We start from the raw sequence: 26,280 nt of genomic DNA, 5'->3' as shown, positions 1-26,280 counted from the left end.
GATGAACGAGCGAACGGGGGTTCCTGTGATGCATACGCGTACGAGGACGGCGGCGGCCGTCGTGCCGGTCGTCCTGCTGGGGCTGGCCGCACTGCCGGCGGGCGCGCCGGCGACCGCCCGGCCCGCGGCTTCCGCGACGGCGGCGGGGGCGGCGGCGCCCGCGACGGCACCCGGGGCGGTGCCTGCGATGGCGCCCGCGGCGGCCGGGCAGCCCAGGCTCGGGGCCTGCGGGGCGGGGCAGCTGTGTCTGTGGCCGAAGTCCGACTTCAGGGGCCGGGCGAGCACCCACGAGCTGGCCGACACCGACATCGAGAGCTGCGTGGCGCTGCCGGCCGGGACGAGCGCCCAGGCGCTGGCCAACCGGACGGGGCGGCCGGTGACGACCTACCAGTCCGCGGAGTGCGCGGAGACCGGCCAGTTCGAGACGTACCCGGGGACGGGCACGTGGGTGCCGCAGAGCCCCTACCAGGTCAGAGCCTTCAAGCTCTGGGAGCGGTAGGGGCGGGCACGGCCTCGGCCGGGCCGCCTGCCGGGGCCGGGACCTCGGTGACTGGCGCGGGCGGCGCGGCCTGGAGCCGGGCCACCTCGGCGCGCAGCTCCCGCACCTCGTGGGTGAGCGCCTCCAGGAGCTCGGTCTGCCGGCGCTCCTGGGCGTCGTCCCGGTCGAAGCGGGCGATGAACCAGGCCGCGATGTTCGCGGTGACCACACCGAGCAGGGCGATGCCCGAGAGCATCAGGCCCACCGCGAGGACGCGGCCGAGGCCCGTGGTCGGGGCGTGATCCCCGTACCCGACGGTGGTCATCGTGGTGAACGACCACCAGACCGCGTCGCCCAGCGTCTTGATGTTGCCGTCGGGGGCCGAGCGCTCCACGTGCAGCACGGCCAGCGAGCCGAACATCATCAGCCCGACCACGGCGCCCGCCACATAGGTGGTGAGCGTGATCTGCGGGGCCATCCGGGCCCGCCGGCCGACGAGGAGGAGCGTGGAGACCACCCGCAGCAGCCGCAGGGGCTGCACGAGAGGAAGGAGCACCGCGAGGAGGTCCAGCGGATGACTGCGGACGAAGCGCCACCTGGCGGGCGCGAGCGCCAGACGTACGGCGTAGTCGACGGCGAAGGCGCCCCAGACCACCCACTCCACGGTCAGGCACAGCTCGTGGACCCAGCGGTCGGCGTCCGGCGCGACGATCGGCACCGCGTAGGCGATGCCGAAGGCCACGGCCAGAGCCAGCAGCGGTGTTTGGGTGTATTGCTCCCAGCGTTCCTTCATGCCGGGCATCGTAGGCAGGGCGCGGGGGCGCGTTCAGCCCGCGCCCGTGCCGGCGTGCGCGCGGCCGGGCGATCCCGGCCCCGCGCACGGCACGACGTACGTCTACGCGTCGCCGCCCGCGGCGCCCGGGTCCGCCGCCGCCACGTCGAGCAGCTGGTAGCGGTCCACGGCCTGCTTCAGCGCCGAGCGGTCCACCTTGCCGTCCTTGGCCAGCTCGGTCAGCACCGCGAGCACGATCGACTGGGCGTCGATGTGGAAGTAGCGGCGTGCCGCTCCCCGGGTGTCGGCGAAACCGAAACCGTCCGCGCCCAGCGAGGTGTACCGGCCGGGCACCCAGCGGGCGATCTGGTCCGGCACCGAGCGCATCCAGTCGGAGACGGCCACGAACGGGCCCTCGGCGCCCTGGAGCTTGCGGGTCACGTACGGGACGCGCTGCTCCTCGTCCGGGTGGAGCAGGTTGTGCTCGTCGACCTCGACGGCCTCGCGGCGCAGCTCGTTCCACGAGGTCGCGGACCAGACGTCGGCGCGGACGTTCCACTCCTCGGCGAGGATCTTCTGTGCCTCCAGGGCCCACGGCACGGCGACGCCCGAGGCCATGATCTGCGCCGGGATCGTGCCGGCCTCGCCCGCCTTGAAGCGGTGGACGCCCTTGAGGATGCCCTCGACGTCCACACCGGCCGGCTCCTGCGGGTGCTGGATCGGCTCGTTGTAGACGGTCAGGTAGTAGAAGACGTCCTCGGCGTCGGGGCCGTACATGCGGCGCAGACCGTCCTTGACGATGTGCGCGATCTCGAAGCCGTACGCCGGGTCGTACGCGACGCAGCCCGGGTTCGTCGAGGCGAGCAGCTGCGAGTGGCCGTCGGCGTGCTGCAGGCCCTCGCCTGTCAGCGTCGTCCGGCCGGCCGTCGCGCCCAGCACGAAGCCGCGCGCCAGCTGGTCCGCCATCTGCCAGAACTGGTCGCCGGTCCGCTGGAAACCGAACATCGAGTAGAAGACGTACACCGGGATCAGCGGCTCGCCGTGGGTGGCGTACGCGGAACCGGCGGCGATCAGCGAGGCGGTGCAGCCCGCCTCGGAGATGCCGTCGTGCAGCATCTGCCCGGTCGGGGACTCCTTGTACGCGAGCAGCAGCTCGCGGTCGACGGCCTCGTACTGCTGGCCCAGCGGGTTGTAGATCTTGGCGCTCGGGAAGAAGGAGTCCATGCCGAACGTGCGGTACTCGTCCGGCGCGATCAGCACGAACCGCTTGCCGATCTCCTTGTCCCGCATCAGGTCCTTCAGCAGCCGCACGAACGCCATCGTGGTGGCGATCGACTGCTGGCCGGAGCCCTTCTTCACCGCCGCGTAGGCCTTGTCGTCCGGCAGGACGAGCGGCTTGGAGCGCACCACACGCGTGGGCACGTACCCGCCGAGCTGCTTGCGGCGGTCGTGCATGTACTGGATCTCCTCGGAGTCCCGCCCCGGGTGGTAGTACGGCGGCAGGCCGCTCTCCAGCTGCTGGTCCGTGATCGGGATGTGCAGCCGGTCGCGGAAGCCCTTGAGGTCGTCGACCGTCAGCTTCTTCATCTGGTGGGTCGCGTTGCGGCCCTCGAAGTTGGGGCCGAGGGTCCAGCCCTTGATCGTCTTGGCGAGGATCACCGTCGGCTGGCCCTTGTGCGCCTTGGCCGCGGAGAACGCCGCGAAGATCTTCTTGTGGTCGTGACCGCCGCGGCCCAGGTGCAGGATCTGGTCGTCGGTCATGTTCTCGACCATGGCGCGCAGCCGGTGGTCGTCGCCGAAGAAGTGGTCGCGGATGTACGCGCCGGTCTCCGTCGCGTACGTCTGGAACTGGCCGTCCGGCGTGGTGTTCATCTTGTTGACGAGCACCCCGTCGCGGTCCTGCGCGAGCAGCGGGTCCCAGGAGCGGTCCCAGACCAGCTTGATCACGTTCCAGCCGGCGCCCCGGAAGACCGACTCCAGCTCCTGGATGATCTTGCCGTTGCCGCGCACCGGGCCGTCGAGGCGCTGCAGGTTGCAGTTGACCACGAAGGTCAGGTTGTCCAGGCCCTCCCGGGCCGCGAGGGTCAGCTGGCCGAGCGACTCCGGCTCGTCCATCTCGCCGTCCCCGAGGAACGCCCAGACGTGCGACTTGGAGGTGTCGGCGATGCCGCGCGCCTCCATGTAGCGGTTCATCCGCGCCTGGTAGATCGCGCCGAGCGGACCCAGGCCCATGGAGACGGTCGGGAACTCCCAGAAGTCCGGCATCAGCCGCGGATGCGGATACGACGACAGTCCGTTGGGGAACTTCGACTTCTCCTGGCGGAACGCGTCGAGCTGCGTCTCGTTCAGCCGGTCCAGCAGGAACGCGCGGGCGTAGATGCCCGGGGAGGCGTGCCCCTGGAAGAAGATCTGGTCGCCGCCGTCGCCCTCGTCCTTGCCCCGGAAGAAGTGGTTGAAGCCGACGTCGTACAGCGAGGCGGAGGAGGCGAAGGTCGCGATGTGGCCGCCGACCCCGATGCCCGGGCGCTGGGCGCGGGAGACCATCACCGCGGCGTTCCAGCGGGTGGCGTTGAGGATCTTGCGCTCGATCTCCTCGTTGCCGGGGAAGAACGGCTCGTCCTTGGTGGCGATGGTGTTGACGTAGTCCGTGCTGCGCATCTCGGGCACGGCCACACGCTTCTCGCGGGCCCGCTCGATCAGGCGGAGCATCAGGTAGCGGGCCCGCTCACGGCCGCGCTCGTCGACGGCGGCGTCGAGCGAGTCGAGCCACTCCTGGGTCTCCTCGGGATCGAAGTCCGGGACCTGGCTGGGCAGGCCGCCAATGATGATCGGGGTGCGATCGGATCCGGAAGCCACGCTGTTCCTTCGCTGTTCGGTGGAGCCACGGGTGACGGTCGGGATTGCGGAGAGCTGTCGCGCCGCCACCATCGTGTACCCCACGGGTCCAGACGTCATCTCTACCGAGAGGTAACCCCCAGGGGGTGCCCGGTCGGTCAAATCGCAACCTTACGCCCAAGCCGCGCATGCGTTTCGTCGCTGCGTTCGGCAGACTGAAGCCACGGATGGATTCAAAGCCGGACGAAGGGTGTGGGGGCGATCACGGAGCGTACGGCCCCGCTTCCCGGAGTTGCGGCGAGACGGCCCCAAACGTCACCGTTTCGGCGGTCTCGTTGGCCGGGTACTTGCGCGATCCGCCCGGCCCGTGTGGACTACGGCCAACACCGTGCGCACGCGCGCGGAACGCAACACATTTCCCGAAAACGATCAGGAGGCAAGCCGTGAGCGCGACCGCGGACCACGCGGAGGAGCGGACCAACCCGGCGGCTAGGCTGGGGTTCGAGCCCGGACAGGTGGTCCAGGAGATCGGCTACGACGACGACGTCGATTTCGATCTCCGTGAAGGCATCGAGTCCACCATCGGCCAGGAGCTCGTGGACGAGGACTACGACGACGTCGCCGATGTCGTCGTGCTCTGGTTCCGCGACGAGGACGGTGACCTCACCGACGCCCTGGTGGACACCATTGGTCTGCTGGAGGACGGCGGCATGATCTGGCTGCTGACCCCGAAGACCGGCCGCGACGGCTACATCGAGCCGAGCGACATCAACGATGCCGCGCAGACAGCTGGTCTCTCCCAGACCAAGAGCATCAGCGTCGCCAAGGACTGGACGGGCACCCGCCTGGCCACCCCCAAGCGCTGATCCCGACGCTGCACCGGAGCCCCCGCCGAATACACCCGGCGGGGGCTCCGTGCGTAGGGTGGGGGTTCACCACTTCGGCCCAATGAAGGGAAACGTCTGTCATGGCGATCGAGGTCGGCACCGAGGCCCCGGACTTCGAGCTCAAGGACAACCACGGCCGCACCGTGAAGCTCTCCGACTTCCGCGGCGAGAAGAACGTGGTGCTTCTCTTCTACCCGTTCGCCTTCACCGGCGTCTGCACCGGTGAGCTCTGCGAGCTGCGCGACAACCTGCCGAAGTTCGTGAACGACGACACCCAGCTGCTCGCCGTCTCCAACGACTCCATCCACACCCTGCGCGTCTTCGCCGAGCAGGAGGGCCTGGAGTACCCGCTGCTCTCCGACTTCTGGAAGCACGGCGAGGCCTCCCGCGCGTACGGGGTCTTCGACGAGGACAAGGGCTGCGCCGTGCGCGGCACCTTCATCATCGACAAGGAGGGCGTGGTGCGCTGGTCCGTCGTCAACGACCTGCCCGACGCCCGCGATCTGAACGACTACGTCAAGGCGCTCGACACCCTCTGATCCGGCGTCCGATGGGCCGACACCTCGGAAAAGTCTGCCCCTGCCGGGAACCGCTCACTAGGATCCAATCGTTGATCCGACTGCCAACGCACGACGGGGGCGCTGCCCCTGGAAACCAATGGAGGGACTCGTGGGAGTCAGCCTCAGCAAGGGCGGCAACGTCTCGCTGACCAAGGAGGCCCCCGGCCTGACCGCCGTCACGGTCGGTCTCGGCTGGGACGTCCGCACCACCACCGGTACGGACTTCGACCTGGACGCCAGTGCCATCCTCGTCAACGAGGCCGGCAAGGTGCGCAACGACCAGGACTTCGTGTTCTTCAACAACCTGAAGAGCGCGGACGGCTCGGTCGAGCACACCGGCGACAACCTCACCGGTGAGGGCGAGGGCGACGACGAGCAGGTCAAGGTCAACCTCGCGGCCGTGCCGGCCGACGTGGCCAAGATCGTGTTCCCGGTGTCGATCTACGACGCCGAGAACCGCCAGCAGTCCTTCGGCCAGGTGCGCAACGCGTTCATCCGCGTCGTCAACCAGGCCGGCGGCGCCGAGATCGCCCGGTACGACCTGTCCGAGGACGCCTCGACCGAGACCGCCATGGTCTTCGGCGAGCTGTACCGCCACGGTGCCGAGTGGAAGTTCCGCGCGGTCGGCCAGGGCTACGCCTCCGGCCTGCGCGGCATCGCGCAGGACTTCGGCGTCAACGTCTGAGCCGTACCGCAGTACCGCCCGTCCGGCGCCGCACGTTTCCGTGCGGCGCCGGACGCGCCTTCAGCGAGAGAAAACTGAACCGGGGAGGACCATCGTCATGGGCGTCACGCTCGCCAAGGGAGGCAATGTCTCCCTCTCCAAGGCCGCACCCAATCTCACCCAGGTGCTCGTCGGCCTCGGCTGGGACGCGCGCTCCACCACGGGTGCGCCCTTCGACCTCGACGCCAGCGCGCTGCTGTGCCAGTCGGGGCGCGTGCTCGGGGACGAGTACTTCGTCTTCTACAACAACCTCAGGAGCCCCGAGGGTTCCGTGGAGCACACCGGCGACAACCTCACCGGCGAGGGCGACGGCGACGACGAGTCGCTCATCGTGGACCTCACGAAGGTCCCGCTGCAGTGCGACAAGATCATCTTCCCGGTCTCGATCCACGAGGCCGACAACCGCGGCCAGACCTTCGGCCAGGTCAGCAATGCCTTCATCCGCGTGGTGAACCAGGCCGACGGCCAGGAACTCGCCCGCTACGACCTCTCCGAGGACGCGTCCACCGAGACCGCGATGATCTTCGGCGAGCTCTACCGCTACAACGCCGAATGGAAGTTCCGGGCCGTAGGCCAGGGGTACGCGTCCGGACTGCGCGGCATCGCTCTAGACTTCGGGGTCAACGTTTCGTAAAGCCGCGTACTTATGACGATGGGGTAGACAGTGGTTCTGAAAACCTTCGGCTGGTCGTTCGCAGTCACTGCGCTCGGCCTGGCCTTCGCCGCGTGGCAGTGGGGGTGGGAGGCGTTCGGGGTCGTACTGATCCTGTCGATCCTCGAGATCTCGCTGTCCTTCGACAATGCTGTCGTCAACGCCGGCATTCTGAAGAAGATGAATGCCTTCTGGCAGAAGATCTTCCTGACGGTCGGCATCCTCATCGCCGTCTTCGGCATGCGGCTCGTGTTCCCCGTCGCCATCGTCGCGATCAGTGCCAAGGTCGGCCCCATCGAGGCCATCCAGCTGGCGCTCGACGAGCCGGAGAAGTACGAGGCCCTGGTCACCGACGCGCACCCGGCCATCGCGGCCTTCGGTGGCATGTTCCTGCTGATGATCTTCCTCGACTTCATCTTCGAGGAGCGCGACATCAAGTGGCTGGGCTGGCTGGAGCGGCCGCTGGCCAAGCTCGGCAAGGTCGACATGCTGTCGGTCTGCATCGCCCTGATCGCGCTGCTGGTCACCGCGATGACCTTCGCCACGCAGGCGCACACCAGCACCGGACACCTGGACAAGTCCGCGACGGTGCTCCTCGCCGGCGTCGCCGGTCTGATCACGTACCTCATCGTCGGCGGTCTCTCCGGCTACTTCGAGGACAAGCTCGAGGAAGAGGAGGAGCGCGAGCACGAGGAGGAGGAGAAGGCCAAGGCCCAGGGCAAGCCGGTCTCCGCGGTCGGTCTCGCAGGCAAGGCGGCGTTCTTCCTGTTCCTGTACCTGGAAGTGCTCGACGCCTCCTTCTCGTTCGACGGCGTGATCGGCGCCTTCGCCATCACCAACCACATCTTCTGGATGGCGCTCGGCCTCGGCATCGGCGCCATGTACGTCCGTTCGCTCACGGTCTACCTGGTCCGCCAGGGCACTCTGGACGACTACGTCTACCTGGAGCACGGCGCGCACTACGCCATCGGCGCGCTCGCCGTCATCCTGCTGATCACCATCCAGCACCAGATCAGCGAGCTCATCACCGGCTTCATCGGCGTGTTCCTCATCGCCGCCTCCTTCGCCTCCTCCGTGATCCGCAACAAGCGGCTCGCCGAGGGCGACGGAAACGCCGACAGCCCCGGTGACAAGACAGAGGTGAAGTCCGGGGTGTGACAACCCGGACTCTGAGGAACGCTTCTCTGCGGGGCGGCCGGTGCACCCGGCCGCCCCGCGGCTCATGTCGGCAGCACACAGGGCACGGCGGGACAGGTGGGGGTGGGAGGCCATGGCCTTCTGGGACAGTCTGTGGCGGGGCAGCGCCGCCCAGTTCGACTCGGGCAGCGCCGCGAGCAACGCGATCGAGCTGACCAAGCGACGGCCGTCGGTCTCCTTGACCAAGCAGGGCGCCGCCACCGGCAACCTCCGGGTCAACCTCTCCTGGCGGATGCGCACCTCGGACATCGAGGGCCGCTCCCGGCAGAGCGGCCGGCTGCTGCGCCACCCGTCCAAGCTCTTCAAGCCCGAGGTCGTGCAGGGCCACACCCAGGGCGTCGTCAACGTCGACCTGGACATCGGCTGCCTCTACGAGCTCAGCAACGGCAGCAAGGGCGTCGTCCAGCCGCTCGGCAGCTACTTCGGCGACGTGAACGCGGCGCCGTACGTGAAGCTAAGCGGCGACGACCGGTTCGGCTCGCCCTCCGGCGAGACGATCTACGTCAACCTCGACCACAAGGACAAGATCAAGCGGCTGCTGTTCTTCGTCTACATCTACGACCAGACACCGGCCTTCGACCGCACCCACGCCAAGATGACGCTCTACCCGAGCAACGGGCCGCGGATCGAGATCGAACTGGACGAGCGGGCCCCGCAGGCCCGCTCCTGCGCCGTGTTCAGCATCGAGAACGTCAAGGACGAACTCGTGGTGCGCCGGGAGGTCAAGTTCGTGTACGGGTTCCAGGCCGAGCTGGACCGGCTGTACGGCTGGGGACTCCAGTGGGGCCGCGGCTACAAGACGAAGGCCTGAGGCGTGACGACGGAGCCGGCCTTACGGCCGGACGCGTGTCCGCGGGCGGACGCCGGTGGTCTACGGGCGTACGAACTGCGGTCCCATGGGCGGCAGCCGGAAGTCCGGGGCCGGGCCGGGAGGCGCGGACGACGTGACCGGCTGCGGATAGCCGTAGGCGGGTGGCGTGGCAGGGGCCGGGGGAGTGGCGGGAACGGGCGGCGCGGCGGGCTGAGCCGGCACCGGCGTGTGCACCATGGTCGCGTCGGCGTCCCCGGTGGCCGGGGCGGGCGTGCCCTGCCCGGCCGGTGCGGCGCCCGACGGCTCCTCGCCGGCCTCGTCCACCGAGATCCCGAAGGCGGTCGCCAGACCGACCAGGCCGGTCGGATAGCCCTGGCCGACCGCGCGGAACTTCCAGCCCTCGCCGCGGCGGTACAGCTCGCCGCAGATGATCGCCGTCTCCTCGCCGGTCTCCGCCTTCACGTCGAACAGCGCCAGCGGCTCGCGGTCGGCCGCGCCCGCGTCGTACAGCAGGATCCGCAGATCGGTCACGGAGCGGAACGCACCACCGTCCGAGGAGGCGGCGATCACCACCTGGTCCACCGACGGGTCCAGCGCGCCCAGATCGGCTTCGATCGTGTCGGTCAGCCCGTCGGTCTCACGCTTCTTCGACAGCCGCCGCACCAGGCCCGAGGGGTGGCGCGGCTGGTTGTAGAAGACGAAGTCCTCGTCCGAACGCACGCGCCCGTCCGGGCCGAGCAGCAGGGCGGAGGCATCCACGTCGGGGACCCCGGGGCCCGGGGTCCAGCGGAGCACGGCCCGTACGGCCGCGGTGTCGAGAGGGACGTTGGAGCCCTTCAGCATCGCGTGCGTCATGGGCGTCATCCTGCCTTCCCGCCTCCCCTCCGGACAACGCGGGGGGCGGTACACGGCGCGCCGACCACACCTACGGAAGGGGAGGGATACGGACGAGTTACCTGGATTTCATGCACTCGGGGAACTGTGGACACCCGCACCTACGTACTATTACCGGCCACATGTCGTCACGGCCACAGATGCCAGTCGGGGGAGATACATGCGTCATTTCGGGCACATCCCGTCCGCTTCGCGGGCCGGGCTGTTCCATCAGGAGCCGGCCGAGTTCACGGCCGACTCGCCCGCGCGCACGCTCGCCGCGGCCCTGGGCGCCACGCTCTACAGCCCGGCCACCCGCCCCAAGCTAGCCGACGACGTGCGCAAACAGGCCGCGCGCGGTGTCGTCTCCATGGTGCTGTGCCTGGAGGACTCGATCGACGACCAGGACGTGGAGGGCGCCGAGGCCAACCTCGTCCGGCAGTTCGCGGACCTGGCGGCCGCCGGTGCCGCCGATGGCGCGGAACCGCCGTTGTTGTTCATCCGGGTCCGTGAGCCCCAGCAGATCCCCGATCTGGTCGAACGGCTCGGAGACACCGTTCGCCTGCTCTCCGGCTTCGTGCTGCCCAAGTTCACCGAGGAGCGCGGAGCGGCCTTCCTGGAGGCCCTCACACGCGCGGAGAACGCCAGCGGACGGCGACTTTTCGCCATGCCCGTCCTGGAATCCCCGCAGCTGCTCCACCTGGAGAGCCGGGCCGAGACCCTCGCCGGCATCGCCCGGATCGTCGACAAGTACAGAGACCGGGTCCTCGCCCTGCGGCTCGGCGTGACCGACTTCTGCTCGGCCTACGGGCTGCGCCGCTCGCCCGACATGACCGCCTACGACGTCCAGCTCGTCGCCCACGTCATCGCCGACGTCGTCAACGTGCTGGGCCGCTCCGACGGCACCGGCTTCACCATCACCGGCCCCGTCTGGGAGTACTTCCGAGCCCAGGAGCGCATGTTCAAGCCGCAGCTGCGGCGCAGCCCCTTCCTGGAGGGGCGGGCCGAGGAACTGCGCACTGCGCTCATCGAGCACGACCTCGACGGACTGCTCCGCGAGATCGAGCTCGACCGGGCCAACGGCCTGCTCGGCAAGACCTGCATCCACCCCTCGCACGTGGTCCCGGTCCACGCGCTCTCCGTGGTCAGCCACGAGGAGTTCAGCGACGCACAGGACATCCTGCGGCCCGAGCGGGGCGGCGGCGGAGTGCTGCGCTCCGCCTATACGAACAAGATGAACGAAGTGAAGCCGCACCGCGCCTGGGCGGAACGGACCCTGCTGCGCGCCGAGGTCTTCGGCGTCGCCCGGGAGGACGTCGGCTTCGTGGAGCTGCTCACCGCCGGACTGGCCGGCTGACGAAGGGTGAACGAGGACGTGGAGTGGACGGGAACGTGGGTCGCCGAGCGACTGGGCGTCGAACTGGTCGGAGACGGTGAACTACGGGACCTCCTCGGTCTCGCCCTGCGGCGCAACCCGAAGCGGGCCCATCTGCTCGTCTCGAACGTGCTGGGCAAGCACGTCCCCCAGCGGCCGTCGGTCGTGTACGGGCACGGGCACGCCCTCGGCGTACGCGCCGCGGAACTGCTCGGCCCGGCCGCCGCGGACGCCGTCGTCGTCGGCTACGCCGAGACCGCCACCGGCCTCGGCCACTCCGTCGCCGACGGCCTGGGCGACGTCCCCTACCTGCATTCCACCCGCCGGCCCGTCCCGGGCGTGGTGCCCGCCGGCGGCTTCGAGGAGTCCCACTCCCACGCCACCTCCCATCTGCTGCTCCCCGAGGACCCCAAGCTGCTGGCCGGACCCGGCCCGCTGGTCCTCGTCGACGACGAGTTCTCCACCGGCAACACCGTCCTCAACACCATCCGCGACCTGCACGCCCGCCACCCCCGCGACCGGTACGTGGTCGTGGCCCTGGTCGACATGCGCTCCGCCGCCGACCTCGGCCGGCTGGCCGCCTTCGGCGAGGAGATAGGCGCCCGGATCGACCTCGTCACCGGCGCCCGCGGCACCGTCCGCCTCCCCGACGACGTCCTGGCCAAGGGCCAGACCCTCGTGGGCCAGCAGGAAGCCGCCAACGCCAACGCCTCCGCCAACCCGGCCACGCCCGCCGAGACCGCCGGCCCGGCGTCCTCCGGCGCCCAGTCCCGTCCCGTCCGGGTCGACCTGGGCTGGCCCGCCGGAGTTCCCGACGGCGGCCGACACGGCTTCACCCCCGCCCACCGGGCCCTCCTGGAGGCCGCCCTGCCGGACATGGCCGCCCGCCTGTCCGCCGCGCTGCCGCCGGTGACCGCGACCGACGGCCGCCCGCCCCGCGTCCTCGTCCTCGGCAACGAGGAGCTGATGTACGCCCCGCTCCGCCTCGCCCACGCGCTGGAGCAGACCGGGGCCGACGTCTCCTACTCGACCACCACCCGTTCTCCCGTCCTCGCCGTCGACGACCCCGGCTACGCGATCCGCACCCGGCTCGTCTTCCCGGCCCACGACGCGCCCGCCGACGGCCCCGGCGACCGCTACGCCTACAACGTGGCCGGCGCCGGCTTCGACGCCGTCGTCGCCGTCGTCGACTCCACCGCCGACACTCCGGAACTCCACGCTTCCGACGGGCTGCTGGCCCGTCTCGGCGCGCACATCCCGCACGTCGTGCTCGCCGTCGTTCCCTCCTACACCCCCCGAGGTGCCTCGATGCTGCCCGAGCCGCTGCGCGGTCCCGCCTTCTCCTCGTACGCGCCCGAGGAGGTCGGCTGGCTGCTGCAGGACCTCTCCGACGTCGAACTCGAAGCCCCCACCGAGGAGCGCGAGGAGGCCATCCAGAGCGGCGGCGCCCACTACGCCGAGTCCCTGCCGGTCGAGTACCAGCCCAGCGAGCAGTACCAGCAGCTCTTCCACGCGGCCCTCGACGCCTCCGCCGCCCGACTCGCCCGCGCCGTCGGCACCGTCACCGAGACCGTCCTCGCCGAACGGTCCGGCCGGCCCGTCCTCGTCTCCCTCGCCCGCGCCGGCACCCCCGTCGGTGCCCTGATGCGCCGCTGGGCCCAGCACCGCCACGGCCTCGACCTGCCCCACTACGCCGTCTCCATCGTCCGCGGCCGCGGCATCGACGCCAACGCGCTGCGCTGGCTCGCCGCCCACCACGACCCCGCCGACGTCGTCTTCGTCGACGGCTGGACCGGCAAGGGCGCCATCACCCGCGAACTCGCCGAGGCCCTGAAGGACTTCGAGGGCTTCGACCCGGAGATCGCCGTCCTCGCCGACCCCGGCTCCTGCGTCCGCACCTACGGCACCCGCGAGGACTTCCTCATCCCCTCCGCCTGCCTCAACTCCACCGTCTCCGGCCTGATATCGCGGACCGTGCTCCGCGCCGACCTCGTCGGCCCGGACGACTTCCACGGCGGCAAGTTCTACCGCGAACTCGCCGAGGCCGACGTCTCCAACGACTTCCTCGACACCGTCTCCGCCCGCTTCGACGAAGTCGCCGACGCCGTCGACACGGAGGTCAAGGAACTCCTCGCCGCCGACCGCACCCCCACCTGGGAGGGCTGGGCCGCCGTCGAGCGGATCAGCGAGGAGTACGGGATCCACGACGTCAACCTCGTCAAGCCCGGCGTCGGCGAGACCACCCGCGTCCTGCTGCGCCGCGTCCCCTGGAAGATCCTCGCCCAGCGCGGCGCCGGCGCGGACCTCGATCACGTCCGCCTCCTCGCCGAACAGCGCGGGGTCCCCGTCGAGGAGGTCGACGGACTTCCCTACACCTGTGTCGGTCTCATCCACCCCCACTTCACACGGGGTGCGACAGGCGCCGACGGCAAGGCGGTGGTGTCCCAGTGACCACCGCCACCGTCCTCGTCGCCAGCGACCTCGACCGCACCCTCATCTACTCCTCCGCCGCGCTGGCCCTCGGCATGCCCGACGCCCACGCGCCCCGGCTGCTCTGCGTCGAGGTCCATGAGAGCAAGCCGCTGTCCTACCTGACGGAGGCCGCCGCCGAGCTCCTCGAACAAATCGCCGCCGACACGGTGTTCGTCCCGACCACGACCCGTACCCGCAAGCAGTACCAGCGGATCCGTCTGCCCATCCCCACCCCCCGCTACGCGATCTGCGCCAACGGCGGTCACCTCCTCGTCGACGGCGTCACCGACCACGACTGGCACGCCTCCGTCCTGAGCAGCCTCGACGCCGAGTGCGCCCCGCTGGACGAGATCCGCGCCCGCTTCACCGACACCACCGACCCCTCCTGGGTGCGCAAGCACCGCGTCGCCGAGGACCTCTTCGCCTACCTCGTCGTCGAACGCGACCAGATGCCCGAGGAGTGGCTGGAGGAGTTCACCGCCTGGGCCGGCGACCGCGGCTGGACCGTCTCCCTCCAGGGCCGCAAGGTCTACGCCGTCCCCAAGCCGCTCACCAAGAGCGCCGCGATGAGGGAGGTCGCCCGCCGCACCGGCGCCACGCTCACCCTCGCCGCCGGAGACTCGCTCCTCGATGCGGACCTCCTCATGGCCGCCGACCGCGCGTGGCGCCCCGGCCACGGCGAACTCGCCGACGCCGGCTGGACCGCCCCTCACCTCGACGCGCTCACTCACCGCGGCGTCGCCGCGGGGGAGGAGATCCTGCGGCGTTTCGGCGCGACCGCCCGGACCCACCGTGCCACCCTGCCAGGGCTGCTCAGCGACGCTGCCGACGCACTCCCCGACCCGGCCTGACCACAGCCCTCAGACGTATCGCGACGAAGCACAGCACCGCGGCCACCGCCGTCCCGAGCACCGCCTTCGAGTACACCGACACCAGACCGGTGACCTGCTCCCAGTTGTCGCCCAGCGCGTGACCGGCGAGTACGAAGGCGGTGTTCCATATCGCGCTGCCCAGCGTCGTCAAAGCCAGGAACAGCGGCAGCGGCATCCGCTCCACCCCGGCCGGCACCGAGATCAGACTCCGGAAGATCGGCACCATCCGGCCCAGGAACACGGCCTTCGCACCGTGCCGGACGAACCACGCCTCCGTCCGCTCGACATCGCTCACCTTCACGAGCGGCAGCCGGGCGGCGATCGCGAGCGTCCGCTCCCGGCCCAGCAGGGCACCCACCCCGTACAGCGCGAGCGCGCCCACGACCGAACCCGCCGTCGTCCACACGAGCGCCGCGAGCAGACCGATCCGGCCCTGCGCCGAGGCGAAGCCCGCCATCGGCAGGATCACTTCACTGGGTATGGGAGGGAAGAGGTTCTCCAGCGCGACCGCGATTCCCGCACCGGGCGCGCCGAGCGTTTCCATGAGTCCGTTGATCCATTTCTCCATGCGTCCATGCTCGAATTCCGAGCCCGCCGGCGGACTGCGGAAGTCCGCAAAGCTTTCTGAGGTTTTCCGCAGTACGCGCCCCGGCCTGCCGCCGCTAGCGTGGCGATCATGAAACGACTGGCTCTGAAGTGCGCGAGGAACGCGGTCGGGCTGGGCATCGGGCTCGGCAGCGCGGTCGTCGAGCTGCTGGCTGCGGTGCTCATGGGCGTCGTGCTGCTCCCGCTGCTCGCCTGGCCGCGCGGCCGGCGCGCGGCGCTGCGCCCGGCGACCGCCGCGGCCCGCTGGTTCGTGCGCTTCGAGGCCGGCCGGCTGGAGCGATTCCACGACGTGGCGCTGCCGCCCGGGTACGCGGGTGCGCACGCGGACGCGGACGGGGACGCGCAGGTCCTGCGCTATCTCGCCCTGCGCTGGCCGCTCGGACTCCTCGGCGGGACGGTCCTGCTCGTCGGCGTGTACGGGGCCGGGCTCGCTGTCTTCGCCCTCGTCGGTTGGGTGTTCACCGAGATCGACCACCCCTGGCAGGTGGTGTTGAGCGGCTTCCTGGGGCTGTTCATGCTCTTCCTCGCCACGCAGGGGATATTCGGGGCCGCCACACTGGAGGAGCACCTGGCGGTGCGCCTCGTCGGGCCCGACCAGAGCGAGCTGGAGCGCCGGATCGAACACCTCGCGTCCAGCCGCTCGGGTGTCGTGGACGCCATCCACGACGAACGCCGCCGTATCGAGAGGGATCTGCACGATGGCGTCCAGCAGCGGCTCGTGGCACTGGGGATGCTGCTGGGCCGCGCCAGACGCAGCAGGGATCCCGTGACGGCCGCGGAGTTGCTGGTGCAGGCCCACGAGGAGAGCCGGCGGGCGCTGGCCGAACTGCGCGAGGTGGCCTGGCGCGTCCACCCGGCCGTCCTGGACGAGGCCGGGCTGAAAGCGGCGCTCGAGTCCGTCGCCGAACGCAGCCCGCTGCCCGTGGAGTTGGCCTATCGGGTGGAAGGGCCGCTGAGCAGACAAGTGGAGACGGTGGCGTACTTCATCGTCTCCGAGTGCGTCACCAACGTCGTGAAGCACGCGGAGGCGACGCGAATAGAGGTGACGATCGCCGACGACGAGAAAGGAGACCTGGTCGTGCGGGTGCGGGACGACGGCGACGGCGGGGCGGATCCGCGCGGCGGAGGACTGACCGGTCTGGCCAGACGGGTGGCCGCGCTGGACGGCACGTTCACGGTGGACAGCCCGGTCGGGGGACCGACGGACGTGAGGGCGGAGCTGCCGTGCGTGTGATGCTGGCCGAGGACTCGACGCTGCTGCGGGAGGGGCTCGCGCGCCTGCTCGTCGAGGAGGGACACGAGGTGCGGGCGGCCGTCGGCACGGCGGTGGAGCTGATGGCGGCGGTGGCGGCCGAGCCGCCGGACGTGGTCGTGGCGGACGTGCGGATGCCTCCGACGCACACCGACGAAGGGCTGCAGGCGGCGCTGGAGATCCGCCGGCGGTGGCCGTCGGTGGGCGTGCTGGTCCTCTCGCAGTACGTGGAGAAGAGGTACGCGACGGAACTGTTCACCGGAGAGGTGGGGGACGCGGGAGCGGTCGGCTATCTGCTGAAGGACCGGGTGGCGCAGGTCGACGAGTTCCTGGACGCGCTGGAACGGGTGGGGGAGGGGCGGACGGCCTTCGACTCGGAGGTCGTGCGCAGGCTGTTCGCCCGCTCCTCGCACGCCGACCCGCTGGCGAGACTCACGCCCCGCGAACGGGACGTGCTGGCGGCGATGGCGCAGGGCCACACCAACGCCGCCATCGCGACCCGGCTCCACATCTCGCAGAGCGCCGTGGAGAAACACAGCAACGCGATCTTCGACAAGCTGGAGCTGACGGGGACGGCGGAGGGGTACAGCAGACGGGTGCTGGCGGTGCTGCGTTACCTGGGCGGCTGACGACGCCGACGCCGCCCGGGCACGGCAGAACGGGCGGGGCGGGGCTCAGCCGCAGCAGCCGCCACCGCAGCAGCCGCCGCCGGAGCCACCGGCGGGGGCGGGGGCGGGGCCGGCCTTCGCCGAGCCGCCGACCGCGACGGCGGAGAGCAGCTTGACGGTGTCGGAGTGCCCGGAGGGGCAGTCGGCGGGGTCACCGGACTCGGCCATCGGGCGGCTGAGCTCGAAGGTGTCGTCGCAGGTCCGGCAGCGGTATTCGTAACGAGGCATGCCGACCAGGCTAGCGGCCCCGGCCGTACCGGGGCGCTCCCCTGCCCACCTGGCGGGCTCTCCTGCCGCCCCTAGGCGTGGCCGGCGCCGCGTTCCTCGCGGATGAGGTCGACCACCTGGGCGGCGGTGGTGCGGACGGCTTCCAGTTCGGTGAGGAAGTGCCAGTAGTCGGGGTGGCGGCCCTCCAGACCGGCGACGGCGCGGTCCAGGCGGGCGACGGCCTCGTCCAGGGGACGGGCGTGACGCGGGTCCGGGGTGTTGCGGCCGTCCATCGCGAGCCGCTGGGCGTCGCGGACGGCGAAGCGGGCGCGGTCGATCTCCTGCTGGGGATCCTTGGCGACGGCGTTGAGGCGGTGTAGCCGGTCACCGGCCGCGGACACCTCCTCGTCCGTGGTGTTCAGCAGGGCGCGGACGGTGGCGAGGAGGCTGGTCGCGTCCGCCCAGCGCTGCTCCTCGCGGGCCTTCGCGGCCTCGCCGAGCCGTGTCTCCGCCTGCCGGAGGTGGTCGGCGGCCCGCTCGGGGACATGCTGCAGGTCCTGCCAGCAGTCGGCGACGAAACGACGCCGCAGTTCGCTCAGGACCGGCTCGACGCCGCCCGCCCGGGTGGTGAGGGCCTGGGCCCGCGTCCGCAGCGACACCAGGCGGCGGTCGATCTCGGCGGCGCGCTCCGGGAGGCGTTCCGCCTCGGCCCGCACCGCCTCGGCGTCCCGCAGGACACGGTCGGCGCGCTGGAGGGTGTCGGCGACGCCATGCCGTCCGGCGCCCTCGTTCAGGCGGGTCAGCTCGGGCCCCAGCTGGGCGAGCCGGGCCGCCAGCTCGTCGGCCCGCAGCCCGGAGCTGCGCACGGTGTCGAGGGCGTCGCTCGCGCCGCGGAGAGCCTGGCGCGCCCGCTCGACGGCCGGTGCGAGCTGCGCCAGCTGGGTCTCGGCCTTGTCCAGCAGCGGTGCGATGTTCTGCTCGAAGCGGTCGAGTTCGCCCTTGACCCGGAGCAGTTCGTCCTTCGCCCGGTTCAGCTCGCCCTTGGCGCGTGCCGCGACCGAGGCCTCCAGGCCATCCCGGTCCAGGTCGTGGGCGTCGACGGCGGTGATGTACGTGTGACTGACCTCGTCGATCCGTCGTCCCAGCGCGACGAAGTCCGACTCGGCCCGACGGGCCTCCGGCGAGCCGTCCACGGCGGTGATCGTCTCGATCGAGATCCGCAGCCCGCGCTGCGCGGTGTCCAGCTCGTAGAACGCGGCGGCCGCCGCGTCCTTCGCCGCCTGGGCCTCGGCCCGCTGGCTCTCGGCGCGTCCCCCGAACCAGCGGCGCGACGTCCCGCCCCCGCCGCCGCTCGCGAACGCGGCGGGCAGCAGCGCGACGGCCAGCAACGGCGCCCCGATCATCAGCCCCAGCACGGACCTCGTCGCACTGCCCCTCGCCTGGGTCGCCGCCACATCCCTCTCCCGTGCCGAGTCCGCCCTGCCCCGGTTCATTCTCCCACCAGGCAAGGACGAACACACGGGCCGTTCAGTTCGCCGTGTGCACGACGACATCTCCGTTCTCACTGCGCGCGGAGACCTTGTGGGCGCTGGCGCGATCGGTCGGCACGTCCACGCTGACGTCCCCGTTGTCGCTGGAACTCGTGACGGCGTACCGCGCGCCGCCTGGCAGCCGGAGGTCCACGTCCCCGTTCTCGGCGCTCGCGTCGACCCGCTGCGGCGCGGCGCCGGGGGCGAGCCGGACGTCCCCGTTCGAGCTCGATGCGGCCAGGGTCCTCGGCGTACCGCTCTCCAGGTGCAGATCCCCGTTGTCGCTGCGCAGCTCGACCGGGCCGCGCTGGTCCCGTACCCGTATGTCGCCGTTGTCGCCGGTCACCGTGAGCGGCGTGGTGAAACCGGTGGCGGTGACGTCCCCGTTCTCGTTCCGCACGGTCACCGTGACGCCGCGCGGCACGGTGACGGTATGCCGGCCCCCGCAGTTGCTGGCGACGGCGTCGCACTCCACGCGCAGCACCAGCTTCGCGCCCTCCATCCGCCAGGTCGCCTTCGGGCCGTCCCCGAGGAACACCCACCCGTCGATCTGCCGGGTCACCCGGATCTCGGACACATCGCCCGGCACCAGCTCCAGGTCCGAGTCGTCCGCGTCGACGGTGAGCGCGTCCCCTTGGAACGCGAAGCTCTTCCGCTCGACCGGCGCCCCCTCGACGTCGGTGGTCCCGCACCCGGTGACCCCGAGCGCGACGACCGCGGCCCCTCCGGCAGCGAGCAGCGTACGGATGCGATGTGCGGTCACGATGTCCCCCGTCTGAACGCGTCTGACTACCCCCTCACCGTACGCAGCCCCGCCCTCACGCCACGATCCGGCCGACCACCGCACCCATGGTGGGGTTAACCACAGCACCGCCCCGCCCACCCCTGTATCGGTTTGCCGGACCCACCGGGGTGCCATGTACGCTGTTGCCTCATTCCACGGGTGCGTAGCTCAGGGGTAGAGCGCTGCTCTTACAAAGCAGATGTCGGCGGTTCGAAACCGTCCGCGCCCACCAGGACGAAGGCCCCGGACCGATCATGGTCCGGGGTCTTCTTTGGTGTTGTCGTGGCGCGTGCTTGGGGTCTCCTTTGGCAGGGTGGTTGAACGTGTTCAAGATGAGGTGTGCTGCCCGCCGGTGGGCGTGTGTGGTGGAGGTGAGAGGCGGGGTTATGGGGGGCGCGGGGTGTCGGTGGGGGTGGCGGGGGAGTGTCCGTGCGGCGTTGGGGGGTGTGGGTTTGGTGTTGGCTGGGTGTGGCGGGTATTACCCGGTCAGTGTCGACAGTGCTGAGCGGTTGACGGGTGTGTGGTCGGACTGGAGTGGGGCGACCGTCGAGTTCGCGGACGACGGGACGTTCACCGCTACGGGGTTCGACAAGAAGGACGTCGTCGGGTGGGGGTGCACCGGGTTCGCCGCGCGGCAGACGGGGAGCTGGTCCCCGTCCGGTGCGTATGGCACGGTCACCTTCGACGGGGTGGACTGTGCCGACATGCGTCTGGCCTTCTACGGCTCGCCGAGTTCCTTCGTCGCCTGCTTCACCAAGGACGTCACGTCCGGAGGGTGCTCGCACGAGTTCAGCCGGGACGAGGGCGATCCGATGGGGACCAGGCGCACGTCCGCTGCCCCGCAGTAGCGTGCCCGGAGTGGGGGTATCGCGTCTGGGACAACAAGGGGCGTCGGTGGTGGGGGGACCATGACGAGCTCTGTCCGGATGATCTTCTCGTCGAGCTGAACGGTGCGGCCGACCAGGCGAAGATCACGGCGCTGCTCAGGAAGTACCGGGCGTTGAAGCGCTGAGTCGACTCGCGGGGGCGTCGGGCTGGGTTCTCGGTGGGCGGGCGGGAACCATGTGGGGGGTGGGGGCGTCTTCGGTTCATAGGGTTTTGGGGCTCGTCGGGGTTCCGGGCGTGTGGACGGAGGATGTGGGGTTTGCTTTCTGAAGAGCTCTGGGAGCGGCTGAACGAGCCGCGGTTCAAGGCCCGGGAGTACGAGGAGAGCGAGCTGCCCGGTCCGCTCGACTCGGATGTCGAGACCGCCATGGCGGCGCTGACGAACCAGCGGGAGTTCGAGCTGCTGGCGCGGTACACCGCGAAGAACGCGGTGGGGATGTACGGGATGTACGCGGTCCGGATGGCCTCGCTGGCCGTGCGGCTGAAGGAGCCCGAGCGGATCGAGCGGGGGCTGCTCGGGTTCTGCCTGGCGCACTACAGCTGTGGCGGGAAGTTCTACTGGACGCCGCCCGGGCCGCCGCTGCTGCGCAGGGCCTGTGAGCTCCTCGAGGTCGAGGCCGAGAAGTACTTCTCGGGGATCCCCGACATCGTTCCCGAGTACAGCAGGCGGGCCGTCGGGGAGTTCCTGGCCGGTGAGGGCGTCGATGCCGAGGGGCTGCTCTATGTCGAGGGGGAGGACGAGGGCGGGTTCCGGTTTCTGAGGAAACCGTTCACCGTCGACTGGGACGGTTCCCCGCCCCCTCCCCAGGCTTCCGGGGCCTCCTAGGCGTCGAAGTCGTACTCCAGGACGTACGAGCCCGAGTCCAGCGTCATCTCGTTGAGTTCGACCGCCTGTCCCTGCTCCGTGAACGCCGTCCGGTAGATCAGGATCACCGGCGTGCCCGCGGTCAGGGACAGGCGCTGCGACTCGTCCGCCGTCGGCATGCGGCAGCGGATCTCCTCGCGGAAGTGGGCGGGCTTGCAGCCCAGTTCGGCGAGCCGGGCGTACATGCCGCCCGGGCCGGTGTCCGGGGTGGCGATGGCGGTGCCCGCCGCGACCGACGCCGGCAGGTACGACACCGACAGCAGCACCGGTTTGTCGTCCAGGACGAAGCGGCGGCTGCGGACGCAGAGCGGTGCGTCCTCGGGGATGCCGAGCGCTTCCGCGAGTCTGGCCGGGGCCGGGGCCTCGGTCACTTCGATCTGGTCCACGACCAGGGCGCGTTCCTCGATGTCGGCCGACCAGACCGAGCGGCCCGTGCCCCAGTGGCCCTGCGCCAGGCGCGGGATCCCGCGCCGCCGGATGGGGCGGAAGGAGCGGACGAAGACGCCGGCGCCCTTGCGCGCCTCGGCCAGGCCCTCGTCCCGCAGCACCGAGAGCGCCTGACGGGCGGTCATCCGGGCGACGCCGTACGCCTCCATGAGGTCGTTCTCGCCGGGGAGGCGGTCGCCGGGCCCGTACCGGCCCTCGTCGATCGCGGTTCTCAACTCGTCCGCGATCCGCCGGTACTTGGGCCGACGGTCAGTGCCCTGGTCAGCCATGGGGGACCCACTCCCTTCGTCGGGGGACACCCTAAGGCCCGGTGCTGTGGCCGGGGGTACGCGTGTGCGCCGTCCTGTGCGCCCGATCCATCCATCGGGGGACATCTCTAGAGAAACGTTGACAGGGGGGTGTCGTGGGGATTCCCTGGGTGTATCTCTGGAGATCCGCAACCCGGCACTCGTAGGAGACGACGCAGGCCAGGGCGCACGGCGCGGGCCAGGACGGAGGGACCATGACGCACCACCCCGACTCCGGTCCGTTCCTGCCCGAGGTCGGCGACCTCGTCCGGGACACCGCCAGCGGCCGGGTCGGCTTCTACGTCGACAGCGTCGCCGGCCGGCTGCTGATCCGCCCGGTGCACGGCGGCTGCGAATGGGAGGCCGAGCCCGCCGACGTCGAACTCGCGACGCCGCTGCGCGAATTGCGGGCCCGTGCCGCCGAGGCCAACGCCCGCAGCCGGGGCGATCTGCTCTGAGCCCGGCCGTTGTCGGACCCGAGGGGCACACTGGAAGCATGTGCCGCAGCATCAAGACGCTCCGCCCGCCGGTCCTGCCCCACGAGGCCACCGATGACGACATCAGGGCCGCCGCCCTGCAGTACGTCCGCAAGGTCTCCGGCTTCCGCGCGCCCGCCGCGCACAACCGGGAGGTCTTCGACCGGGCCGTCGACGAGATCGCCGACGCCACCCGCGCCCTCCTGGAGCACCTGGAGGTGCGCGGGCTCAGGAGACCGGCGTCGGAGCCGGCGCCGGACGCCGTATGACCCAGCCGGCCAGCGTGCCGGCGAGGAACAGCGCGAGGACGGAGGCCGCCGCGCCGAGCCAGTTCGCGCCCAGCCACTGGCCGCCGAGGTAGCCGAGCCCCACGCTGTACGCCGCCCAGGTCAGCCCCGCCAGCGCGGACCAGGGCAGGAAGTCCTGCACGGGTCGGCGCGCCGCGCCCGCGGCCAGCGAGACCACCGAGCGTCCGGCGGGCACGAAGCGGGCCAGCACGACGAGGGCGCCGCCGCCGTGCGTCAGCGCGGTGCCGAGACGTTCCTGCGCGCCGCGCAGACGGCGTGAGCGCGCCAGTACGCGGTCCAGGCCGCCCCGCCGGGCCATGCGGTACGCCCCGAGGTCGCCCAGCACCGAGGCCGTGGCCGCGCACAGCAGCAGGGCGGGTACGGAGGGGGCGGCGGTCGCGGCCGTCACGGACGCGGCCGCGGCGGAGGTCGCCGCCGTCACCACCAGGACGCCGCTCGGCAGCACCGGCAGGAACACGTCCAGGAGGACGGACGTGGAGATCGCCGCGTAGATCCACGGGCCCGCGGTCAGCGGCGCCAGGCTGTCGAGCAGGTTCACAGCGGTAGAGCGTACGCGCGGTGACCGGACCGCGACGCGGAACGGGCCGGAACCGCGCGGCGATTCCGGCCCGGGGTGCCGGGGGTGCCGGGGGTGCCCGGGGTGCGGGGGGGGGGGGGGGGGGGTGGCGGTGGGGCGTTGCGCGACCGGCGTCGCCCGGCCCGCGGGGCGGTGACGCGACCGCCGTCGGCCGGCTCGGGGTGCGGTGGGGCGTTGCGTGGCTGGCGTCGCCCGGCCAGGGTGTGCGGTGGGGCGTTGCGCGGCCGCCGTCGCCCGGCCCGCTGGACGGTGACAAGACCGCCGCGGCCCGGCCCGGGTTTGCCGCCGGGCGGTGAGGCGACCGCCGTCGCCCGGCCCGGGTTTGCCGGGGTGCCTACGCGACCGTCGCCCCCGGCCGGGGTTTGCCGCGGTGCCTACGCGACCGCGACCGCGGCCCGGCCCGGGTTCGCCGCCGGGCGGTGAGGCGACCGCCGTCGCCCGGCCCGGGTTTGCCGGGGTGCCTACGCGACCGTCGCCCCCCGCCCCGGTTCGCCGCGGTGCCTACGCGACCGGGACCCGGCCCGGGTTCGCCGCGGTGCCTACGCGACCGTCGCCACCCGGTCCGGGTTCGCCGCGGTGCTACGCGACTGCCGTCGCCTTGCGCTCCGGGGTCGTCGCGGCCTCCGAGTGCTGCTCGCGCTTCGGGAACAGGCCGTCCACGGCCAGGGCGCCCGGGCCGGTGAAGACCAGGAGCAGGAACGCCCAGCAGAACAGCGCCGACGCCTCGCCGCCGTTCTGCAGCGGGAACAGCGCCTCCGGCTGGTGCGCCACGAAGTACGCGTACGCCATCGAGCCGGAGGCCGCGAACGAGGCGCTCCGGGTGCCGACGCCCAGCAGCACCAGCGCGCCCGCGACCAGCTGGATCACCGCCGCGTACCAGTACGGCCAGAGGCCCGTCGGGACGGTTCCGCCGCCCGGCGCGCCGCCGAGCACGCCGAACAGCGAGGCGGCGCCGTGGCAGGCGAAGAGCAGGCCGACGACGATGCGGAACAGGCCGAGCGCGTACGGCTGAGTCCTCTGGAGGTGCGGGACAAGGGTGTTCATGGGGGGAGGGCTCCTTCGATCAGGGGGGACGACCCGACGAGGCCCTCAGGTTAGGGAAGCCTGACCATTACTTGCAAGTTCAACATTCCAGATTTCCACCATGTGGGCGCGCCCCGTCGCCCGTCCGGGCCCCCGTCCCGCCCGCGCCTGGTCGAGCCGGGCCCGCGCGGACCGCCCGCGCAGCGTCAGCGTCATCAGCTGGTTGCCGAACCACGGCCCGCCGGTCCTTCGCCAGCCGAAGGCGGGCCCCGTCACCCGCCCGTGGCGCGCCAGCGCCCGCCCCAGCCGCCGCCCCGCCCGGCTCCAGGCGAAGCGGAAGCCGAGCCGGACCACCGCCGGGATCGCGTTGTGCAGCGGCGAACAGGTCAGCTGCACCAGCCGCGTTCCGCCGGCCGGCGCCGGTATCGGCTCCGCCGCGTACGCGTGATGGACGTCCCCCGACAGCACGGCCACCGTCGCCGGCGCCCGCGACGCCCCGTCCGGCACCACGTCCAGGACCCCGTCCGTGCGCTCCGCCGCCTCCCTCAGCAGCTCGGACAGCCAGTCGAAGGACGCCGGGAACGCCGCCCAGTGCTCCAGGTCCGACCGCCGCCGCAGGTCCTCCCCGAACCGGGCCCACCGCCGGCCCCGGCCGCCCCGGCACAGCGCCGCGCTCCACGCCTCCGCGTCGTGGATCAGCGGCGGCAGCAGCCAGGGCAGCGAGGTGGCGACGAGCAGATGGTCGTACGAGCCCGGGGCGTCGAGCACCTGCTCGCGCACCCACCGCGCCTCGTCCGGGTCGAGCATGGCCCGCCCGTCCTCGTCGAGGACCCGGGCCGCGCGGGTGTCGATGGTCACCACTCGCGTCCGGCCGAAGTCCCGGCGGTGGCTCCAGCGCGTCCGCGCCGGATCGGCGTCCGCCTCGGCGGCGAAGCGCCGCAGCGCCTCCGTCCCGTCCGGCACCGCGCGGACCTCGGCGTAGAGCGGATCGGCGGCCAGTTCGGCGGGGGAGAGGTTCCCCAGGTGCTGGTACACCCAGTACGACATCAGGCCGCTCAGGATCCGCTCGCGCCACCACGGGGTGGCCCGCATGCCGGCGAGCCAGGAGGCGCTGGTGTTCCAGTCGTCGATGACGTCGTGGTCGTCGAAGATCATGCAGCTCGGTACGGTGGAGAGCAGCCAGCGCACCTCCGGATCGCCCCAGGACTCGTCGTAGAGCCAGCTGTACTCCTCGTAGTCCCCGACCTCGGCGCCCGGAGGGTCGCGCGGATCGCGGCGGGCGGCCAGCCGGCGGCGCACGGCCGGGGAGGTCTCGTCCGCGTACACCTGGTCGCCGAGCAGCAGCAGGACGTCCGGCCGTCGCGCGTCCGGGTCGGCGGCGAGGGCGGCCGCGAGCGTCGTGGCCAGGGTGTCCAGGGCGTCGGGGCCGACCGGGTCGTGCTCGCCGCCGGGCTTCGCCGCCCAGCGGCAGGAACCGAAGGCCACCCGCAGTTCCGCGTCGGGCGCGGTGTCCGGGACGCGGATGGTGCTGGGCGGGAAGGCGGAGCCGGGCAGCGGCCAGACCGGCCGGTCGTCGAGCAGCACCTCGTACGGGGTCGCGACGCCCGGCGTCAGGCCGGTGACCGGCACGAGGGCGTAGTGGTGGCCGGCGACCTGGAAGGTGCGGGCGTCGCCTCCCGCGCCGTCCGCGCAACGCACGCGCGCCGTGCAGGGGCGGTCGGCCTCGACCCACACGGTCGCCGTGCCGTCCCCCGCCCCGTCGACGTACCGCAGCAGGGGTCCCAGTCTGAGTCCGGCCGCCATGAAGTGCTCCCCTCCGTCGTCCCGCCGTCCGTCCGCATGGAGGGACGCCGACGGA

At 71.6% G+C, this 26,280-nt stretch carries 27 protein-coding genes and 1 tRNA gene; 17 read left to right on the top strand and 11 right to left on the bottom strand.

Annotation, left to right across the window (positions count from 1 at the left end; genetic code table 11):
• The first annotated feature begins 28 nt into the window (after positions 1 to 28).
• Entirely contained in the window at positions 29 to 499 is a 471-nt protein-coding gene (locus ACNJ93_RS09190) for a peptidase inhibitor family I36 protein (protein WP_418956868.1), read from the top strand.
• On the opposite strand, the gene ACNJ93_RS09185 is transcribed toward ACNJ93_RS09190, so the two are convergent.
• The gene (locus tag ACNJ93_RS09185) at positions 480 to 1,280 is read right to left on the bottom strand and encodes a potassium channel family protein (RefSeq protein ID WP_418956867.1); all 801 of its coding nucleotides are present in this window, start codon (positions 1,278 to 1,280) and stop codon (positions 480 to 482) included. The genes ACNJ93_RS09190 and ACNJ93_RS09185 overlap by 20 nt on opposite strands.
• Before the next feature lie 93 nt (positions 1,281 to 1,373).
• Positions 1,374 to 4,106 (bottom strand): pyruvate dehydrogenase (acetyl-transferring), homodimeric type, encoded by a 2,733-nt coding sequence (gene aceE / locus ACNJ93_RS09180; protein ID WP_418956866.1) that lies wholly within the window; start codon positions 4,104 to 4,106, stop codon positions 1,374 to 1,376.
• A gap of 422 nt (positions 4,107 to 4,528) precedes the next feature.
• Here aceE and ACNJ93_RS09175 point away from each other — a divergent pair, with 422 nt between their 5' ends.
• The 6 genes from ACNJ93_RS09175 to ACNJ93_RS09150 all read left to right on the top strand — a co-directional run bounded on the left by ACNJ93_RS09175 (position 4,529) and on the right by ACNJ93_RS09150 (position 8,916).
• A complete protein-coding gene (locus ACNJ93_RS09175; protein WP_418956865.1) occupies positions 4,529 to 4,951 on the top strand; it encodes a DUF3052 domain-containing protein in 423 nt (140 codons plus the stop codon).
• 101 nt (positions 4,952 to 5,052) lie between these two features.
• Positions 5,053 to 5,511, top strand: a complete 459-nt coding sequence (locus ACNJ93_RS09170; RefSeq protein ID WP_418956864.1) for a peroxiredoxin — start codon at positions 5,053 to 5,055, stop codon at positions 5,509 to 5,511.
• Between the two features lie 130 nt (positions 5,512 to 5,641).
• The gene (locus tag ACNJ93_RS09165; RefSeq protein WP_418956863.1) at positions 5,642 to 6,217 is read left to right on the top strand and encodes a TerD family protein; all 576 of its coding nucleotides are present in this window, start codon (positions 5,642 to 5,644) and stop codon (positions 6,215 to 6,217) included.
• Positions 6,218 to 6,314: 97 nt separating this feature from the next.
• Positions 6,315 to 6,890 (top strand): TerD family protein, encoded by a 576-nt coding sequence (locus ACNJ93_RS09160; RefSeq protein WP_418956862.1) that lies wholly within the window; start codon positions 6,315 to 6,317, stop codon positions 6,888 to 6,890.
• A gap of 30 nt (positions 6,891 to 6,920) precedes the next feature.
• Positions 6,921 to 8,066, top strand: coding sequence for a DUF475 domain-containing protein (locus tag ACNJ93_RS09155; RefSeq protein WP_418956861.1), 1,146 nt, complete (start codon positions 6,921 to 6,923; stop codon positions 8,064 to 8,066).
• A gap of 112 nt (positions 8,067 to 8,178) precedes the next feature.
• Complete coding sequence (locus ACNJ93_RS09150; RefSeq protein WP_418956860.1) at positions 8,179 to 8,916, top strand: TerD family protein; 738 nt, start codon at positions 8,179 to 8,181, stop codon at positions 8,914 to 8,916.
• Between the two features lie 60 nt (positions 8,917 to 8,976).
• Here ACNJ93_RS09150 and ACNJ93_RS09145 read toward each other — a convergent pair whose 3' ends face one another.
• Positions 8,977 to 9,780 (bottom strand): TerD family protein, encoded by an 804-nt coding sequence (locus ACNJ93_RS09145; RefSeq protein ID WP_418956859.1) that lies wholly within the window; start codon positions 9,778 to 9,780, stop codon positions 8,977 to 8,979.
• Between the two features lie 190 nt (positions 9,781 to 9,970).
• Between ACNJ93_RS09145 and ACNJ93_RS09140 the strand changes: the two genes are divergently transcribed.
• From ACNJ93_RS09140 to ACNJ93_RS09130, 3 genes are read left to right on the top strand one after another with little or no spacing between them, the layout of a single operon-like run.
• The gene (locus tag ACNJ93_RS09140) at positions 9,971 to 11,146 is read left to right on the top strand and encodes an HpcH/HpaI aldolase/citrate lyase family protein (RefSeq protein WP_418956858.1); all 1,176 of its coding nucleotides are present in this window, start codon (positions 9,971 to 9,973) and stop codon (positions 11,144 to 11,146) included.
• Between the two features lie 18 nt (positions 11,147 to 11,164).
• Positions 11,165 to 13,615 (top strand): phosphoribosyltransferase, encoded by a 2,451-nt coding sequence (locus tag ACNJ93_RS09135; protein ID WP_418956857.1) that lies wholly within the window; start codon positions 11,165 to 11,167, stop codon positions 13,613 to 13,615.
• Positions 13,612 to 14,487: an HAD family hydrolase gene (locus ACNJ93_RS09130; RefSeq protein ID WP_418956856.1), complete on the top strand. Its 876-nt coding sequence runs from the start codon at positions 13,612 to 13,614 to the stop codon at positions 14,485 to 14,487. Before ACNJ93_RS09135 ends, ACNJ93_RS09130 begins: the two co-directional genes overlap by 4 nt.
• On the opposite strand, the gene ACNJ93_RS09125 is transcribed toward ACNJ93_RS09130, so the two are convergent.
• The gene (locus tag ACNJ93_RS09125) at positions 14,450 to 15,076 is read right to left on the bottom strand and encodes a DedA family protein (RefSeq protein ID WP_418956855.1); all 627 of its coding nucleotides are present in this window, start codon (positions 15,074 to 15,076) and stop codon (positions 14,450 to 14,452) included. The two genes, ACNJ93_RS09130 and ACNJ93_RS09125, sit on opposite strands and share 38 nt — an antisense overlap.
• A gap of 108 nt (positions 15,077 to 15,184) precedes the next feature.
• Here ACNJ93_RS09125 and ACNJ93_RS09120 point away from each other — a divergent pair, with 108 nt between their 5' ends.
• Positions 15,185 to 16,348 carry a sensor histidine kinase gene (locus ACNJ93_RS09120; protein WP_418956854.1) on the top strand — a complete coding sequence of 388 codons (1,164 nt, stop codon included), beginning with the start codon at positions 15,185 to 15,187 and terminating at the stop codon, positions 16,346 to 16,348.
• Positions 16,339 to 16,995 carry a response regulator transcription factor gene (locus ACNJ93_RS09115; RefSeq protein WP_418956853.1) on the top strand — a complete coding sequence of 219 codons (657 nt, stop codon included), beginning with the start codon at positions 16,339 to 16,341 and terminating at the stop codon, positions 16,993 to 16,995. The genes ACNJ93_RS09120 and ACNJ93_RS09115 overlap by 10 nt, the downstream gene beginning before the upstream one ends.
• 45 nt (positions 16,996 to 17,040) lie before the next feature.
• On the opposite strand, the gene ACNJ93_RS09110 is transcribed toward ACNJ93_RS09115, so the two are convergent.
• The 3 genes from ACNJ93_RS09110 to ACNJ93_RS09100 all read right to left on the bottom strand — a co-directional run bounded on the left by ACNJ93_RS09110 (position 17,041) and on the right by ACNJ93_RS09100 (position 19,533).
• Positions 17,041 to 17,262, bottom strand: a complete 222-nt coding sequence (locus tag ACNJ93_RS09110; protein WP_418956852.1) for an FmdB family zinc ribbon protein — start codon at positions 17,260 to 17,262, stop codon at positions 17,041 to 17,043.
• Between the two features lie 71 nt (positions 17,263 to 17,333).
• Entirely contained in the window at positions 17,334 to 18,734 is a 1,401-nt protein-coding gene (locus ACNJ93_RS09105) for a hypothetical protein (RefSeq protein ID WP_418956851.1), read from the bottom strand.
• 34 nt (positions 18,735 to 18,768) lie between these two features.
• A complete protein-coding gene (locus ACNJ93_RS09100; RefSeq protein WP_418956850.1) occupies positions 18,769 to 19,533 on the bottom strand; it encodes a DUF4097 family beta strand repeat-containing protein in 765 nt (254 codons plus the stop codon).
• A 178-nt stretch (positions 19,534 to 19,711) separates the two neighbouring features.
• Here ACNJ93_RS09100 and ACNJ93_RS09095 point away from each other — a divergent pair.
• The 3 genes from ACNJ93_RS09095 to ACNJ93_RS09085 all read left to right on the top strand — a co-directional run bounded on the left by ACNJ93_RS09095 (position 19,712) and on the right by ACNJ93_RS09085 (position 21,265).
• A tRNA-Val gene (locus ACNJ93_RS09095) sits at positions 19,712 to 19,786 on the top strand.
• A gap of 472 nt (positions 19,787 to 20,258) precedes the next feature.
• On the top strand, positions 20,259 to 20,402 hold the full coding sequence (locus ACNJ93_RS09090; RefSeq protein ID WP_418961620.1) for a hypothetical protein: 144 nt from the start codon (positions 20,259 to 20,261) through the stop codon (positions 20,400 to 20,402).
• 296 nt (positions 20,403 to 20,698) lie between these two features.
• Positions 20,699 to 21,265 carry a hypothetical protein gene (locus ACNJ93_RS09085; protein WP_418956849.1) on the top strand — a complete coding sequence of 189 codons (567 nt, stop codon included), beginning with the start codon at positions 20,699 to 20,701 and terminating at the stop codon, positions 21,263 to 21,265.
• Here the strand turns inward: ACNJ93_RS09085 and ACNJ93_RS09080 are convergent.
• Complete coding sequence (locus tag ACNJ93_RS09080) at positions 21,262 to 22,020, bottom strand: GntR family transcriptional regulator (RefSeq protein ID WP_418956848.1); 759 nt, start codon at positions 22,018 to 22,020, stop codon at positions 21,262 to 21,264. The two genes, ACNJ93_RS09085 and ACNJ93_RS09080, sit on opposite strands and share 4 nt — an antisense overlap.
• A gap of 233 nt (positions 22,021 to 22,253) precedes the next feature.
• Between ACNJ93_RS09080 and ACNJ93_RS09075 the strand changes: the two genes are divergently transcribed.
• Together ACNJ93_RS09075 and ACNJ93_RS09070 are read left to right on the top strand one after the other, a co-directional pair.
• Complete coding sequence (locus tag ACNJ93_RS09075; protein ID WP_418956847.1) at positions 22,254 to 22,496, top strand: hypothetical protein; 243 nt, start codon at positions 22,254 to 22,256, stop codon at positions 22,494 to 22,496.
• Positions 22,497 to 22,534: 38 nt separating this feature from the next.
• On the top strand, positions 22,535 to 22,783 hold the full coding sequence (locus tag ACNJ93_RS09070) for a DUF2277 domain-containing protein (RefSeq protein WP_418956846.1): 249 nt from the start codon (positions 22,535 to 22,537) through the stop codon (positions 22,781 to 22,783).
• Here the strand turns inward: ACNJ93_RS09070 and ACNJ93_RS09065 are convergent.
• The 3 genes from ACNJ93_RS09065 to ACNJ93_RS09055 all read right to left on the bottom strand — a co-directional run bounded on the left by ACNJ93_RS09065 (position 22,743) and on the right by ACNJ93_RS09055 (position 26,225).
• Positions 22,743 to 23,354 (bottom strand): DedA family protein, encoded by a 612-nt coding sequence (locus tag ACNJ93_RS09065; RefSeq protein WP_418961353.1) that lies wholly within the window; start codon positions 23,352 to 23,354, stop codon positions 22,743 to 22,745. The two genes, ACNJ93_RS09070 and ACNJ93_RS09065, sit on opposite strands and share 41 nt — an antisense overlap.
• A 624-nt stretch (positions 23,355 to 23,978) precedes the next feature.
• The gene (locus ACNJ93_RS09060) at positions 23,979 to 24,443 is read right to left on the bottom strand and encodes a DoxX family protein (RefSeq protein WP_418956845.1); all 465 of its coding nucleotides are present in this window, start codon (positions 24,441 to 24,443) and stop codon (positions 23,979 to 23,981) included.
• Positions 24,444 to 24,488: 45 nt separating this feature from the next.
• Entirely contained in the window at positions 24,489 to 26,225 is a 1,737-nt protein-coding gene (locus ACNJ93_RS09055; protein ID WP_418956844.1) for an alkaline phosphatase D family protein, read from the bottom strand.
• Positions 26,226 to 26,280: the final 55 nt, after the last annotated feature.

The organism is Streptomyces tritici, assembly GCF_048500665.1.
GTDB lineage: Bacteria > Actinomycetota > Actinomycetes > Streptomycetales > Streptomycetaceae > Streptomyces > Streptomyces tritici.
Note: the sequence above shows the minus strand (reverse complement) of the source record. Positions and strands in the feature narration are given on the sequence as shown.

What these genes read in the sequence shown, in the direction of transcription:
- ACNJ93_RS09170 (WP_418956864.1), top strand. Translation starts at nt 5,053, where the DNA reads ATGGCGATCGAGGTCGGCACCGAGGCCCCGGACTTCGAGCTCAAGGAC.
- ACNJ93_RS09145 (WP_418956859.1), bottom strand. Translation starts at nt 9,780, where the DNA reads ATGACGCCCATGACGCACGCGATGCTGAAGGGCTCCAACGTCCCTCTC.
- ACNJ93_RS09080 (WP_418956848.1), bottom strand. Translation starts at nt 22,020, where the DNA reads ATGGCTGACCAGGGCACTGACCGTCGGCCCAAGTACCGGCGGATCGCG.
- ACNJ93_RS09125 (WP_418956855.1), bottom strand. Translation starts at nt 15,076, where the DNA reads ATGGAGAAATGGATCAACGGACTCATGGAAACGCTCGGCGCGCCCGGT.
- ACNJ93_RS09110 (WP_418956852.1), bottom strand. Translation starts at nt 17,262, where the DNA reads ATGCCTCGTTACGAATACCGCTGCCGGACCTGCGACGACACCTTCGAG.
- ACNJ93_RS09070 (WP_418956846.1), top strand. Translation starts at nt 22,535, where the DNA reads ATGTGCCGCAGCATCAAGACGCTCCGCCCGCCGGTCCTGCCCCACGAG.
- ACNJ93_RS09060 (WP_418956845.1), bottom strand. Translation starts at nt 24,443, where the DNA reads ATGAACACCCTTGTCCCGCACCTCCAGAGGACTCAGCCGTACGCGCTC.
- ACNJ93_RS09150 (WP_418956860.1), top strand. Translation starts at nt 8,179, where the DNA reads ATGGCCTTCTGGGACAGTCTGTGGCGGGGCAGCGCCGCCCAGTTCGAC.
- ACNJ93_RS09185 (WP_418956867.1), bottom strand. Translation starts at nt 1,280, where the DNA reads ATGCCCGGCATGAAGGAACGCTGGGAGCAATACACCCAAACACCGCTG.
- ACNJ93_RS09160 (WP_418956862.1), top strand. Translation starts at nt 6,315, where the DNA reads ATGGGCGTCACGCTCGCCAAGGGAGGCAATGTCTCCCTCTCCAAGGCC.
- ACNJ93_RS09105 (WP_418956851.1), bottom strand. Translation starts at nt 18,734, where the DNA reads ATGAACCGGGGCAGGGCGGACTCGGCACGGGAGAGGGATGTGGCGGCG.
- ACNJ93_RS09120 (WP_418956854.1), top strand. Translation starts at nt 15,185, where the DNA reads ATGAAACGACTGGCTCTGAAGTGCGCGAGGAACGCGGTCGGGCTGGGC.
- ACNJ93_RS09090 (WP_418961620.1), top strand. Translation starts at nt 20,259, where the DNA reads ATGCGTCTGGCCTTCTACGGCTCGCCGAGTTCCTTCGTCGCCTGCTTC.
- ACNJ93_RS09190 (WP_418956868.1), top strand. Translation starts at nt 29, where the DNA reads ATGCATACGCGTACGAGGACGGCGGCGGCCGTCGTGCCGGTCGTCCTG.
- ACNJ93_RS09075 (WP_418956847.1), top strand. Translation starts at nt 22,254, where the DNA reads ATGACGCACCACCCCGACTCCGGTCCGTTCCTGCCCGAGGTCGGCGAC.
- ACNJ93_RS09055 (WP_418956844.1), bottom strand. Translation starts at nt 26,225, where the DNA reads ATGGCGGCCGGACTCAGACTGGGACCCCTGCTGCGGTACGTCGACGGG.
- ACNJ93_RS09140 (WP_418956858.1), top strand. Translation starts at nt 9,971, where the DNA reads ATGCGTCATTTCGGGCACATCCCGTCCGCTTCGCGGGCCGGGCTGTTC.